Annotated in this window: 9 protein-coding genes; 2 read left to right on the forward strand and 7 right to left on the reverse strand. The window is 56.1% G+C overall.

Going from position 1 to position 14,121, the window contains the following annotated elements; translation table 11 throughout:
* Positions 1-195 precede the first annotated feature (195 nt).
* From FDP13_RS14405 to FDP13_RS14425, 5 genes are all read right to left on the reverse strand, one after another.
* Positions 196-1,857, reverse strand: a complete 1,662-nt coding sequence (locus FDP13_RS14405; protein ID WP_143839734.1) for an ABC transporter ATP-binding protein/permease — start codon at positions 1,855-1,857, stop codon at positions 196-198.
* Positions 1,854-4,610, reverse strand: coding sequence for a pitrilysin family protein (locus FDP13_RS14410; protein ID WP_143839735.1), 2,757 nt, complete (start codon positions 4,608-4,610; stop codon positions 1,854-1,856). The genes FDP13_RS14405 and FDP13_RS14410 overlap by 4 nt, the downstream gene beginning before the upstream one ends.
* Before the next feature lie 132 nt (positions 4,611-4,742).
* Positions 4,743-7,313 (reverse strand): TonB-dependent siderophore receptor, encoded by a 2,571-nt coding sequence (locus FDP13_RS14415; protein ID WP_033577682.1) that lies wholly within the window; start codon positions 7,311-7,313, stop codon positions 4,743-4,745.
* Positions 7,314-7,372: 59 nt separating this feature from the next.
* Positions 7,373-8,245: a TonB family protein gene (locus tag FDP13_RS14420; protein WP_033577681.1), complete on the reverse strand. Its 873-nt coding sequence runs from the start codon at positions 8,243-8,245 to the stop codon at positions 7,373-7,375.
* Positions 8,246-8,584: 339 nt separating this feature from the next.
* Positions 8,585-9,010, reverse strand: a complete 426-nt coding sequence (locus tag FDP13_RS14425) for a GNAT family acetyltransferase (protein ID WP_012770957.1) — start codon at positions 9,008-9,010, stop codon at positions 8,585-8,587.
* 199 nt (positions 9,011-9,209) lie between these two features.
* On the opposite strand from FDP13_RS14425, the gene hemF reads away from it, so the two are divergent.
* Together hemF and FDP13_RS14435 are read left to right on the forward strand one after the other, a co-directional pair.
* Positions 9,210-10,148 (forward strand): oxygen-dependent coproporphyrinogen oxidase, encoded by a 939-nt coding sequence (gene hemF / locus FDP13_RS14430; RefSeq protein ID WP_143839736.1) that lies wholly within the window; start codon positions 9,210-9,212, stop codon positions 10,146-10,148.
* Positions 10,145-10,597, forward strand: coding sequence for a YaiI/YqxD family protein (locus FDP13_RS14435; RefSeq protein WP_012770959.1), 453 nt, complete (start codon positions 10,145-10,147; stop codon positions 10,595-10,597). Before hemF ends, FDP13_RS14435 begins: the two co-directional genes overlap by 4 nt.
* 66 nt (positions 10,598-10,663) lie before the next feature.
* Here FDP13_RS14435 and maeB read toward each other — a convergent pair whose 3' ends face one another.
* Entirely contained in the window at positions 10,664-12,943 is a 2,280-nt protein-coding gene (gene maeB / locus FDP13_RS14440) for an NADP-dependent oxaloacetate-decarboxylating malate dehydrogenase (RefSeq protein WP_012770960.1), read from the reverse strand.
* Positions 12,944-13,406: 463 nt separating this feature from the next.
* On the reverse strand, positions 13,407-13,991 hold the full coding sequence (gene nudK / locus FDP13_RS14445; RefSeq protein WP_012770961.1) for a GDP-mannose pyrophosphatase NudK: 585 nt from the start codon (positions 13,989-13,991) through the stop codon (positions 13,407-13,409).
* Positions 13,992-14,121: the final 130 nt, after the last annotated feature.

Consider the following 14,121-nt stretch of genomic DNA (forward strand, 5'->3'; position numbering starts at 1 on the left):
GATCATCACGCCGGCTGTTTGAGTCCGCCTCAGGCAGAAAGTGCCGTGAAAATTTGCGCGGGTTACGCCACGGCGCACAGATGGGCGCCAAGATTACCATTGTTCAGGCTGGCCGGGGACCATTTCCACCTGAATAAAACGTTCCCGGATAAAACGTTCGTCAGATAAAAACGCCGCCGGCCAGTGGGTAAACGATCAGCGAAACGCCGCCAGATCGATGTGATAGTGGAACAAATCGGCCAGTTCCTGTTGGTGAGTGACCGCAATTACGGTGCAATCCGGCAATGCCTGACGGATAACGCCCAGCAAGTGTCGGGCGGCATACTGATCAAGATGACTGGTGGCTTCATCCAGATACAGATGGTCCGGGCGATTGATCAGCGCCCGCGCCAGCGCCAGCCGTTGACGCTCGCCGCCGGAAAATACCCGATCCCAGTTCATCTGCTGCTGCAACCGGTCGCCCCAGTCGCTTAACCCAACCTGATCCAACACCTGACGCAACGCCGCTTCATCATCCAGCGGCGCGCACGGATAACAAATCACCTCCGCCAGCGTCCCCTGTCCCAGATAGCTCTGCTGCGGCAACAACAGCGGCGTACCGCGTCCAACCTGCCAGCCGCCTTCGTAATAGGGCCACAACCCGGCCAGCGTACGCAACAGGGTCGATTTTCCCAACCCGCTGTGACCGGAAAGGCGGTTCCAACTGCCGGGATCGCACTGGAACGTGACGTTACGCAACAACGGTTGCCCCTGCGGCGTGGAGAAACTGAGCCGCTCGACATGTAGCCGTTCTCCTCTCACCTGCGGCATCGCCGTATCCTGATGCGCCTCGATTTCCCGCCGGAACTGATCCAAACGCGTCATACTGGCAGACAGCTCCACCAACGAGTAGTACACCCGAATAAACCAGCTCAATGCGCTATGTACCTGGCCGAACGCGCTGCGAATCTGCATTAATCCGCCCAGCGTGACCGTCTTGCTGAGAAACGCCGGCAACGCGGCAAACACCGGCACAATCAGGCTGACGCGGGTATAACCGACGGTGAACAGACCCAGATTACGCTCGGCGTTCATCAATGAGCGCCAGTTGCTGACAATCGAAGAGAAATAACCGCCGAGCTGGCGTTTCTCCTGCCGCTCGCCGCCGTACAGCGCAATCTGCTCCGCACTATCGTGCTTACGCAGCAGCGAGGCGCGGAAATCCGCTTCCGCCTGCTGTTTATGGTAATTGATGCCGTGTAACCGTTTGCCGATCCACTGAGTAATCAAACTTCCCAGCAGGGTGTAGAGCACGGCGACCCATACCAGATAGCCGCTGACGGTAATGCTGTGCCCCCACAGCGTAAACTGCTGCACACCGGACAAATCCCACAGGATTAACAGGAACGAGCACAACTGAGCGAAGGTGATGATAAACGACACCGACAGCCGCACCGTTTGGGTGACGAACAGGTCGACATCCTGCGCGATACGCTGATCCGGGTTATCCACCCGGCCGCTTAACGACAGGCGATAAAAGGCGCGTTTCGCCAGCCAACTGTCGATAAACGCCGCCGTCATCTGCTCACGCCAGCGAATAATCAACAATTTGGTCAGCCACTCCTGATACACGAAGATGCCGATATAAATCAGAATATAGAGGCAATACTCTTTGATCAGGCGGTAAAGCAAGCCGCTATCGAATGCTCCCAGCGCATCATAAAAGGTTTTGCTCCAGTCATTGATGCGGACGTTGAGGTACACAATGCCGCCGCCCATCGCCACGATTGCCGCCAGCAACAACCAGCATTGCCAGTAACGCCGGTCAAGCCAGAATGGACGGCATAACAGAGCAAACGCCTGCAAGAACGTTCTCACGATTTTTTCTCCTGCGGCAATGTGATGTTCGGCAATGTGATGTACAACACCTGATTTTGCGGATGCCACAACCGCGACGCCGCATCACGCACCGCATCAAAGGTGATCGCCGGCGCCAGGCTGTCCAGTTGGGTCAGATAGCGGGGATCGTGATAATTGCGGTAACTCAGTATCAACCGCGACATCAGGGTGGTGCTGTCCTGCTGACGGGCACGTTCGCTGTGAATAAACTGCTTACGCTCCTGTTCGACATCCTGCGGCGTGATGCGCGTCGCCAGCGTTTCCAGCACCTGCTGGGCATTGCGTCTCAACTCCTGCACACGTTGCGGCGAGGTGGTAAAACGCAGCACGGTTTCGATACGCCGGCTCTTATCATTCAGGCGGCTTTCCATCTTCAGGTTATAAATTCCCTGCGCATCATCCCGCAGGCTGGCCTTGAGATAACGCGCCGCCAGCCGGGAAGCGATATTCACCTGCACCGCCTGTTGCGGCGTCCATGTTTGCGGCGAGAAACTCCACAGATAGACATCCGCCCTCGGTTCCAGATTGATGGCGGAAATACGCTCGCGTTTCCCTTCCAGCGCCAGATGCTGGGGGCTTTCCCCGCCGGCCTGACGAGGCAGCGAAGCCAGATAGCGCTCCACCAGCGGCCGCAATTGTTCTGCCGGTAAGTCCGCCAGCAGGTAATAGGTTACCGGTGCCGCCACCGTCTGCCGCCACTGTTGCGTCAGCTGTTCTCTGGTCACGCCATCCAGTTGCTCCGGGGTCGGGAAAGGCATACCGGTTTTGCCAAACTGCAATTCGGCGCTCTCCCGCTCCCGCTGCGCGCTAATGCTCTGCTCGCGAGTGACCTGCTGACGTTTCAGTTCCGCCAGGCTCTCACGCAGATCGCCTTCGTCGATCCCCGCCGAGCGGTTCATCACGTGATACAAATGCAGCAACGCGTCCAACTTGTCCGAACTGACGCTGCCGCTCCAGCGCAGCTCATCCGGCTGATAATCCAGACTGAGGGCCAATTTGCGCGCTTTTTCCCACTCGTTCAAATCGCGGCCTTTCCAGCCTGCCGGCCCGCTTTTGCTGAACAACTGGGCGGCAAGCTGAGACAACCACGGCTCGCGCCCCGGCGCCATAAAACCGGCAGGCGACAGCACGGTCAGCGATACCGTTTTGCCGGCCTGAGGCGTACGCAGCCACACCAGACGATCACCGTTCGCCAGTTGCCACTCTTCTACCTTCTGTTCCGGGAACGGACGCACAGCGGTGACTTCGCCACGGCCTTCGGCCGGCGGCAGTACCGGCGTGACCCGCGCCACCGGCAGCTGTAGCGGCGCCAGCTCGCTTTGCGCGGCCAACTGGCGCTGTTGCTCAATCGCCGCCGCTGACGGCAGCGTGAACGGCAGGCTACCGGGAACACTGAACTGAACCAGTTGATCCGGCGACGACAACCAGCGCTGCAGGCAAGCGTTAATATCATCGGTCGTGATGGTTTTCAGTGCGGCCAGCACTTGCTGCCCCAACTGTTGCTTGCCGATGTAAGGACGGTCCTGCTGCCAGGACACCACCAGTTGTTGTACCCAATCGGAAAACTCGCGCTGTTCCGGCGTCGCCGCCATTTTCTCTGCCGATTGGCGCAACGTATCCTTGATGGCGATGATATCCGGCTCATGGAGCGGATAGCGCTGCAAGCGGGCAATTTCCTGCAGCACGGCATTGACCCCTTGCTGATGGCCGTCCGGCAGCACCGAAGCAAACAACCCCAGCGCTACCGTGGTGTCGCCGACATCGGACTTGCGCACCACCAGACTGCTGACTGCCGAGGACGAAGAGAGCGGCTGACGCTGCACCTGTTTGCTCAGGGCATCCAGCGTTATCTGGTTAATCAGGCGACGGCGTATGCCTTCCTCTCCCGTCGCTTTAGCCGCTGCGTCATCAAAGCGAAACACAAACGATACCTGGCTGACGCTGCTCTGGCTGTCTTGCAGGCGCACCACGTGCAACTGCTGGCGCAACGCTGGCTCATACGACTCCCGCGCGGGGATCGGCGTATCCGGCAGGTTCCCCATCGCCTGCGAAATCGCCTGTTTTACCTGTTCGGGCTGTACGTCGCCTATCACCATCAAGCGCATATTGCGGGGGTGATACCAGCGGTCATAAAAACGGTGCAGCACCGTCACCGGCGTGTTCTGAATCGAGTCTTCAGTGCCGATGACCGGGCGTTCGGGATAACGGGAACCATGCCGGATGGCGGCGACCCGCTGCTGATTCATACGCTCCGCCACCCCGAGCTTGCCGCGCCACTCCTCCAGAATCACCTGACGCTCGCGCTGCCAGTCTTCCGGTTCGAAACGCACCTGCCCGGCAATCTGCGCCAGAACATTCAGTGCCAGCCCCAACGATGGCTTGCCGGCCGGCGGGCTCAACATGTACACCGTGCGCTCGTAATTGGTCATGGCATTGTAGTGCTGACCACGAACCCACCCTTGTTGACCCAATGTCTGCCCTAATCCGGCGGGATAATCCTGGGTGGCGCGAAACACCATGTGCTCTACCATATGCGCCACGCCGGATTCGCCGTCCTGCTCATCCAGCGAACCGGATTCGACCAGCAGCCGGATGTCCAGCCTTTGCTGTTGCCCGGATAGCGGCACAATGGTGTAACGCAGACCGTTGTCCAGTTGCCCTTCAGTGATCACCGGCAACGGGCTGGTGACGGTTTGCGCTGATGCCAGCGTACTGAATAGACAAAAACCCATTATGCCTATCCAGCGGGAAGTCATTTTTCTCATTAGTCACTCAATCATGGATACATAAAACAGACGGGATATCTCAGGAAAACATGGCGTTATTGCCGGGAGCGAGACCTGCCCGCTCCCGGTTTCAGGCCATTACCAGTTGTAAGCCACGCCCAGCCAGAACTGACGACCCAGCTTGTAGGTCACCGTATTGCCGGTGGACTCCTGCGAAGTGGCGATCACGTTGTCGAGCACGTTGATCACATCCAGCGTCAGGTCCAGCGACTGGTTTTTGTAAGTCGGCAGCGAGTAGTTGAAACGCCAGTCATAGGAGAGGTAGTCCTGATATTTGCGCTCGGTATACAACGTAGCGCTGCCACTGTAATCGCCACAGGCGCTGACGCTGCTGGTACTGCCGGAGCAGGTCACGCTGGTGGTGCGGTAGCCTTTGTAGCCCGAGGTATAGGTGAGGTTATGATCCCAGTTCAGACGAACGGCCGGGAAATAGGTGTTGATGTTCAGCGCGACCGACCACGGCGTATTGTAGTCAAGTGCGTCCATGTCCCGGCGATCGGTCAGGCGTCCTTTAAAGATCACCTTGTTGTCGTCCATGTTGCTCTGGTCGTAGTAAGTCTGTGAGCTGGTCTTGTTATCCGCCATGCTGGCGCTGAGACCCCAGCGAATATCGGCGTATTTCAGTTTATACGGGCTGATGGGCTCTACCGTCAGCGACACTGTGTTGCCTTCGGTGCGGGCGTCGTTGGTCAGGTAGTAATAACGCTGGCCGCTGTCATCGGTTCTGTTGGCGCGGCCAAACTGGTCGCGACCCTGACGGTTCACCCATTTCAGCGTCCAGACGGTGTCATACACCCGCTGCGACAGCCCCAGCGACAACTCGTCACTGTACGGCGTTTTCAGGTCGGAAATATCGTAGTCATTACTGCCATAGCTGGTTGCGCTGCTAGTCCAGGCGCTGCCGGCGTTGGTTCGGTTCTGCACCACCGACTCGTTGATTCCGGAACGCAGTTTGTACGCCAGCATATTCTGGGCGTAGTAACGGTTGGCGCCGCCGAAAACACGGGTAGCGCGATCGCCAAACACGTCGTAAGAAGCCGCCAGACGCGGGGCGAGATTGAGGTTTTTCAGGTAGTCGTCATATTGCAGGCGCACACCCGGCGTCACCTCCAGATTCTTGTAACTGACGCTATCCTGCAAATACATCGCATAATTCACGTAGCTGCCTTCCACCTGACGCGCCGGGAACAGATTGCGGCTACGGAAATACTGCTCGCGGTTGATACAGAAGGCATCGCCGGTCTGGCACACGACGCTGGTGCTGATGGTGGGCGTGTTGCGGCTGGTATAGACATCGCTAAAACGGCGGTATTGGGCGTGGTACGAATCCACCTGCCAGCCCATATCGAACTGATGGCTGGTTCCCCATAAAGCCAACGGGTTTAATTCATAATCCTGTTTGAAGGTGAAGGTCCGTTTCTCGGTGGCATACTTGCCGTAGCCGCCAATCCCCGACATTTGGGCATTCCTTCCTGGTATACCCGTCCCCCAATCCACCACATTGGACAAAAACCGTGACGACAGGTTATAGCGATACCAGGTCTGATAAGTATCCGATTCGTGTTCAATACGGTTTTCTTCAAACTGATACCCCGCCAGACTGCTGACTTTCCCCCAGTCTGCGTTGTGTTCCCATTCGATATTGCCGCGATAACCGCCGCCGGTATTGGTATAACCGCCGTTTTTAATGTCTTTTTTGTAATAGCCGGATTCATGCGGTGCGTACATCCCGGTCAGGCGAAAAATATCGCCGTTATCGGCCAGATAAGTCCCTTTAAGCAAGTAGGTTTCCGCTTTACGGGTCTGTTTTACCCATTCATCCATCACACTGTTGTAAAACGGAATGGTCGACTGCTGACGGTTATAGGCAAAAATAAATCCGGCCTTGTCGCTTAATGGCTGATTAAAGGTTGCGTAATAAAAATTCTTACGGAATTTCGGCTGATAATCGAGCTGGCTGGCGGAATAAAAATCGCCTTCAATATCGTCGTCAATATGATAACGGGCCCAGCTATCGCGGGTAGTGCGGTAAGAAATCTTGCCGGAAGCACGATCCAATTTAGGGTCTTTTAATTTGGCATCAACCACGCCGCCGGTAAAATCGCCATATTTTGCGGAGATATTGCTGTCGAATACCTGTAATTGCTCGATCAACTCTGAGTTAATCCAGAATGATTGCGCACCGCCGGCGGGCAGGTCTGTTGGGGAATAACCGTCCGGCGTATTAGTCAATTGACCGTTATTAGCTCCGGGGTTAATCACATTATTATTGGATAGCCCGTCAATCATGTAGTTATTCTGGTAAAACTTTTCGCCATGAAAAGACACATTTTCCGGCGCTAATTCACCCGGCGTCATACTACTGTCAAGATCATTTGAGAAACGGACGTTTGGGTTGGAGCGCAATAATTCAGTCACGCTGCCGTTACGGGTCGGCCGACGCTGAATCTGTTCGCTGTTAATAATCTGCGTACCCATACTCTGGCTGGTGGGGGTGGAACGGACCAGAATGGTATCTTCATCGGCGTGTTTCTTTTCTGTCGTCGCCGGTTTATCGGTAGCCGTATTTTCTGTTTGGTCTGTCTGCCCGGCAGCCGTAGCCGTTGATGATACGCCGAGTATCATCATCAAATAGAGATGCTTATTCATGCAGTTATTTCCTGTACCCCTGAGATATTGAAAAGAAAACAATCAATTTTGAAGTTCAATCAATTTTGAAGTTCAATATGGCCATTCAGCCGAAAAATGACGGACACGGTCTGATCGACGGCAGGTGACCCCGCCTGATAACGCCAGCGCGCCATGTCTTTGAGAACGTCGCTGCTGAACATGCCGTCGGGATTTTCCGCAAGTACCCGAATATTGGTCACCGTACCGCTGGCCGTGACGTCAAAGCGCAATCGCACTTGTCCTTCCACGCCCATCGAGCGTGCTCGAACCGGATAATTCACTCGTCGTTGCAACGCCTTGAGCACATCACTCTGGCTACTTCCCGCGCCACGGCTAGCCTGCCCTTGCGCGCTTTCACCCGCCGGTGCAGCCTGACCGCCTGCCGACGCACTGGCGGACGCCGACGCCATCGCGCTATTTCCCTGCTCCGCCGGGCGAGCCTCGTCTGCCGCCGGCGCATCACGGGTTTCACTGCGCGGTGTAACTGATATTTTTCTGACGTCCGCTGTTTCGTTCGTTCGCACCGGCGTGGGCTCTTTTGGCGCACGCGCTAGTTCACGGGGTTTTTCTGCGGGTTTTGGCGGGCGTGTTTTCGCCGTTGAATCGGAAGATGCCGTCGTCACTACCGCTCGCTCATTGACAGGCAGCGCGGGCATCGCCGTCGGCGCCACAGCAACAGGCGTCTCTCTGGGAGCCGTAACAGGTTCAACAACAGAAGGTGTTTCAGTGTGTGCGGAAAACAGCCGCACAGAATGGGTGGAAAACGACGTGACATGCATACCCGTCGTACTTTCCCCGGCGCGTCCGGCCTGCAGCAGCATCTGCTCACGAGGTGAGAACCCCCACAATAAGGCCCAGATTACCGACAGATGCACCACGACGGACAACAGGAAAGAATGCGTAACTTTCAAATTAATACCATGTTTTATTTATAAAAATAAGTATCAAATCATGGACGGAACCACGGTAAAGCCGCCGTAATCCCCAACCCACCCAAACAAGCGGAAACATCCTTTTCCGGATAATGAGAATTATTTTACAAACGATATCCATTATCAACGAATATTTACATGGCGTCATTCAAACCTGATCTTTTGGACAGGTGGAAAAATGACTGTTGGGAAAGGTCGCAACGAGGCGTATACAGAAACGGAAAGGAAAACATGGCCGATAGCCGGAGCAAGACACCGGGTTCAGACGGAGCCGAGGCGGGATAGCTCCGTCATCAGCCGGCGGCGTATCAGCAGGGTTTAATACTCCTGGTCTTCAATCAACCGCTTGCCCAGCGTAATACTATCGACCATATCGTAATTCATCTTTTCATACATACTGATAACGGCGGTATTGCTCTGGCGCACCATCAGGTGGATCTTCGGGCAACCGCGCGCGATCAGTTTCTTCTCCAGACGGCTGATCAACGCATTGGCGATGCCGCGTCCGCGATAGTCGGGGTGAACCCCCAGATAGTAAGCGGAACCGCGATGCCCGTCATATCCGCCCATCACCGAGCCGACGACTTCACCGCCCACCTCCGCCACCAGAAACAGGTCGGGATCATGGTTGAGCTTGCGTTCAATATCCATTTCCGGGTCATTCCAGGGGCGCAACAAATCGCAGCGTTCCCAAAGGGTGATCACTTCTTCAAAGTCATCTTGCCTGAATATGCGGATTTCCATCACGGCTCGCCATCTAGAGTCAATCGGTCATCCCTGATTATCCCGTGATTCATCGCAGACGCAATATCTCCGTCATACACTTTTCCGCAATGACCGGCGATTCACGCCCGCGACATCTTCCGGCGATGGGCGACCCGCCGAATTCCGATATACTAGGGCAGAATAAGCCCAACCGCCTTTCAACATCATAAGGGACATTATGAGCTCACCTGATATCACCGCGATCAAGCACTTCCTGCTCAAGCTACAAGACACCCTGTGCCGACAGTTGGAACTGGCCGACGGTAGCGCAACGTTTATCGAAGATGCCTGGCAACACGCATCCGGCGGCGGCGGACGCAGCCGTGTTCTGCGTCAGGGACGGGTGTTTGAACAGGCAGGCGTGAATTTTTCTCACGTTTCCGGCGCCTCGCTGCCGCCGTCGGCCAGTACTCATCGCCCGGAACTGGCGGGGCGCAGTTTTCAGGCGATGGGCGTATCGCTGGTTATCCATCCGCTCAATCCATACGTGCCGACCAGCCACGCCAACATTCGCTTCTTCATCGCCGAAAAACCGGGCGAACCGGCCGTATGGTGGTTCGGTGGTGGTTTTGATCTCACGCCGTTTTATGGTTTTGAAGAGGATGCCGTCCACTGGCATCAAACCGCATTTGATTTATGTCGGCCATTCGGCGATGACGTTTACCCAGATTACAAGAAATGGTGCGACGATTACTTCTTCCTCAAACATCGCAATGAAGCGCGCGGCATCGGCGGCCTGTTCTTCGATGATCTCAACACGCCGGATTTCGACACCAGTTTCGCTTTCATGCGTGCGGTGGGCGAAGGGTTCCAACATGCCTATTTACCGATCGTCAATCGCCGCAAAGACATTCCGTGGGGCGAACGGGAACGCCAGTTCCAGCTTTACCGCCGGGGGCGTTATGTGGAATTCAATCTGGTATGGGACCGGGGCACGCTGTTCGGCCTGCAAAGCGGCGGGCGTACCGAATCGATTCTGATGTCAATGCCGCCGCTGGTGCGCTGGGAATACCAGTACCAGCCGGAACCCGATAGCCCGGAAGCGGCGCTCTACCGCGACTTCCTGCCGCCGCGAGACTGGCTGGGCCTGAATACGCCGTCGGAGCCGCACGAATGACCGCCATCTGGGTGGATGCCGACGCCTGCCCCAACGTCATAAAAGAGGTGCTTTACCGTGCCGCCGACCGTACCGCAACCCGTCTGACGTTGGTTGCCAATCAGCCGCTCAGAACGCCGCCGTCGCCATATATCCACAGCTTGCGGGTATCGGCAGGGTTTGATGTGGCGGATAACGAAATCGTGCGCCGTGTGCAGCCGGGCGATCTGGTGATCACCGCCGATATTCCGCTCGCCGCAGAAGTGCTGGCAAAACACGCCATCGCCCTCAACCCGCGCGGTGAACGCTACACCCCGGATACCATCCGTGAGCGGCTGACCATGCGGGATTTCATGGATACGCTGCGCGCCAGCGGCGTGCAAACCGGCGGCCCGGCCGCATTAAACCAGCGTGACCGCCAGCAGTTCGCCAACGAGCTGGAAAAGTGGTTACGCCAGCAACAGGCGTAAAAAAACCGGCAGAATAATCTGCCGGTTTGGTTTTTTTGCCCGCAATTTTGCCGACAATCAACGCCATTACAGCGGTGCTGTCTGTGCTTCCACCACGGCCAGCGCCACCATGTTGACGATACGGCGCACGGAGGCGATCGGCGTCAGAATGTGTACCGGTTTCGCCACGCCCATCAGCACCGGCCCGACGGTCACCCCCTCGGAAGACGAAACGCGCAGCAGGTTATAGCTGATACGCGCGGCTTCCATGTTCGGCATGATCAGGATGTTAGCCGCCCCTTTCAGCGGGCTGTTCGGCATCTGCTCACGACGAATGGCTTCCACCAGCGCGGCATCGCCGTGCATCTCGCCGTCAATCTGTAGCTCCGGAGCCATCTGGTTAACCAGCTCCAGCGTGGCGCGCATTTTCTTCGCTGTCGGCGAATCGGAGGTGCCGAAGCTGGAATGCGACAGCAACGCCACTTTAGGCTCAATACCAAAACGGCGCACGGTGCTGGCTGCCATCAGGGTAATTTCCGCCAGTTGTTCCGGCGTCGGGTCCGGGTTGACGTAGGTATCAGCGATAAAGGTGTTGCCGCTCGGCAGCAGCAGTGCATTCATCGCCCCCGCGACATGTACGCCCTCACGGTAGCCGAGCACTTTCTCCACCACACCGAAGTGCTCTTCATAATTACCGACCGTCCCGCAGATCATCGCATCCGCTTCACCGCGATGAACCATGATAGAACCAATCAGCGTCGGGTTGGCACGCATGTCGCGCTGCGCCTGTTCCTGCGACACGCCGCGGCGTTTCATCATCTCGAAGTATTCGGTCCAGTAGGCTTTGAAGCGCGGATCGGATTCGTTATTGACCACCTCGAAATCCTTGCCGATGGCTATCTGCAAGCCCAGCTTCTGAATGCGTTTTTCGATCACCCCAGGACGACCGATCAGCACCGGGAACGCCAGCCCCAGCGAAACCAGTTCCTGCGTTGCGTGCAGCACGCGCGGATCTTCCCCTTCCGCCAACACCACACGTTTCGGCTGGGTGCGCGCCTGAGAGAAGACCGGCTTCATGAACAGGTTGGTTTTGTAGACGAACTGCGTCAGCTTCTCGATGTAATCGTCGAAGTTTTCAATCGGGCGGGTCGCCACGCCGGACTCCATCGCCGCTTTCGCTACCGCCGGCGCGATCTTGATGATCAAACGCGGATCAAACGGTTTCGGAATCAGGTACTCCGGCCCAAAGGAGAGATCCTGATCGCCATAGGCGGACGCCACCACTTCACTCTGCTCCGCCAGCGCCAAATCGGCAATCGCATGTACGCAGGCCAGCTTCATCTCTTCATTGATGGTCGTCGCCCCGACATCCAGCGCACCGCGGAAAATGAACGGGAAGCACAGTACGTTGTTGACCTGGTTCGGGTAGTCGGAACGACCGGTACAGACGATGGCATCCGGGCGCACTTCTTTTACCAGCGGCGGCAGAATTTCCGGCTCCGGGTTAGCCAGCGCCATGATCAGCGGGCGCGGCGCCATGGTTTTCACCATATCCTGCGTCAGCACGCCCGGGCCGGAACAACCGAGGAAAATGTCCGCGTTCGGAATGACATCGGCCAGCGAACGGCTGCCGTTATCATCAATAGCGTACGCCGCCTTGGTTTCCGCCATGTTGGCTTCACGGCCTTTGTAAATCACACCGCGGGAATCGCATACCACGATGTTTTCATGCTTCAGACCGAGCGCCACCAGCAGGTTCAGACAGGCAATGGATGCGGCACCCGCGCCCGACACTACCAGCCGGACGTCGGAAATCTGTTTTTCCACCACGCGCAGACCGTTCAGCACCGCGGCGGTACAAATGATGGCGGTGCCGTGCTGGTCGTCGTGGAAGACCGGAATCTTCATGCGTTCACGCAGCTTCTGCTCAATATAGAAGCACTCCGGCGCTTTGATATCTTCCAGATTAATGCCGCCGAAAGTCGGTTCCAGCGCCGCGATTACGTCGATCAGTTTGTCCGGATCCTGTTCATCCACTTCGATATCAAACACATCGACGCCGGAAAACTTCTTGAACAGTACCCCTTTGCCTTCCATTACCGGTTTACCGGCCAGTGCGCCGATGTTACCCAGCCCCAGCACCGCAGTACCGTTGGAAATGACGGCCACCAGATTACCGCGCGCGGTATATTTGTAAGCGGCCAGCGGATCTTCAGCAATTTCCAGACAAGGCGCGGCAACGCCTGGAGAATAAGCCAGCGCCAGATCGCGCTGCGTGGCCAGAGGCTTGGTCGGGGAGACTTGGATTTTTCCCGGCACCGGATATTGATGGAAGTCCAGTGCGCTTTGTTTCAGTTGTTCATCCATAGCTAATTACCTTGTCTTATTGCTTTGTTAGTAGGGTAGCGGGCCACCCAGTTTATCGTGTCTGTGATTTGCGAAACCATGAAGCATTACAAAATCCGCAACGGAATACCGCTTAATATAGTTAATTAATGAGATTGAAAATCACTCACCGCAACACCCGCTTTCCGGCGAAAACACCGGAAACAACATAAAGCGGCACGCAGAGAAAAATGCCGGGAAATAAGCACAACTGTTTCTATTTATCCCGCCTTAACGGCAGATTTATGACGGATTAGCTATGCTTAGCCTGCATGACAGCATTGAAGAGCAGGAAAAAGGAAGGGATAAACCGCAATCTAACGTTACTGTTTCTATTTGCACAGGCTCGACTGCGCGGAAGCCGGCGTCTATAACCACAACCACGGTTTCGCCGTCAGCAAAAAGGGGCCTGTCGGCCCCTGTCATCTACGGTTTTATCACGCGGTTAGCGTGCATCGGCAAACCAGCCGTTAATCTGTGCATATTGCAACAACATGATGGTTTTACCATCTTTGATACGGCCATCTTTGACCATCGCCATCGCTTCACTAAACGGCAATTCCAACACTTCGATATCTTCGTCTTCCACACCACCGCCGGAAGTCCGTTTTTGCGCATCGTCATATTCCGCCGCAAAGAAATGCAGCAGCTCGGTCACGCCGCCCGGCGACATATAGGCTTCGAACAACTTCTCCACCTGGCCGACCCGGTAGCCGGTTTCTTCAATCGCCTCATTACGGATACACTGTTCCGGCGACTGATCGTCCAGCAGACCGGCACAAGCCTCCAGCAACATCCCGCTTTCATTACCGTTCAGATACGTCGGCATCCGGAACTGACGCGTCAGAACCACCGTGCCTTTTACCCGGTTGTACAGCAAGATGGTCGCACCGTTGCCACGATCATACACTTCCCGCATCTGACGCACGGTGCCGCCATTCTTCCGCTTCAAATCGAACACGTATTTATGCAAGACAAACCAGTGATCGGATAACAGCTTTTTCTCAACGATAGTAATCGGCGCCGACATAATTGCATCTCTGTATCAAAAATCAGCTTCAGATAATAGGCCGGGCACCGTCGAATTGCACGTGATCAAACGATGAAGGCGGCCAGTTGAAGCCATAAAAAACAAACGCCCCCGACCAGCGGAGGCGCAA

It is taken from the genome of Dickeya sp. ws52, from assembly GCF_007210685.1.
GTDB lineage: Bacteria > Pseudomonadota > Gammaproteobacteria > Enterobacterales > Enterobacteriaceae > Dickeya > Dickeya chrysanthemi.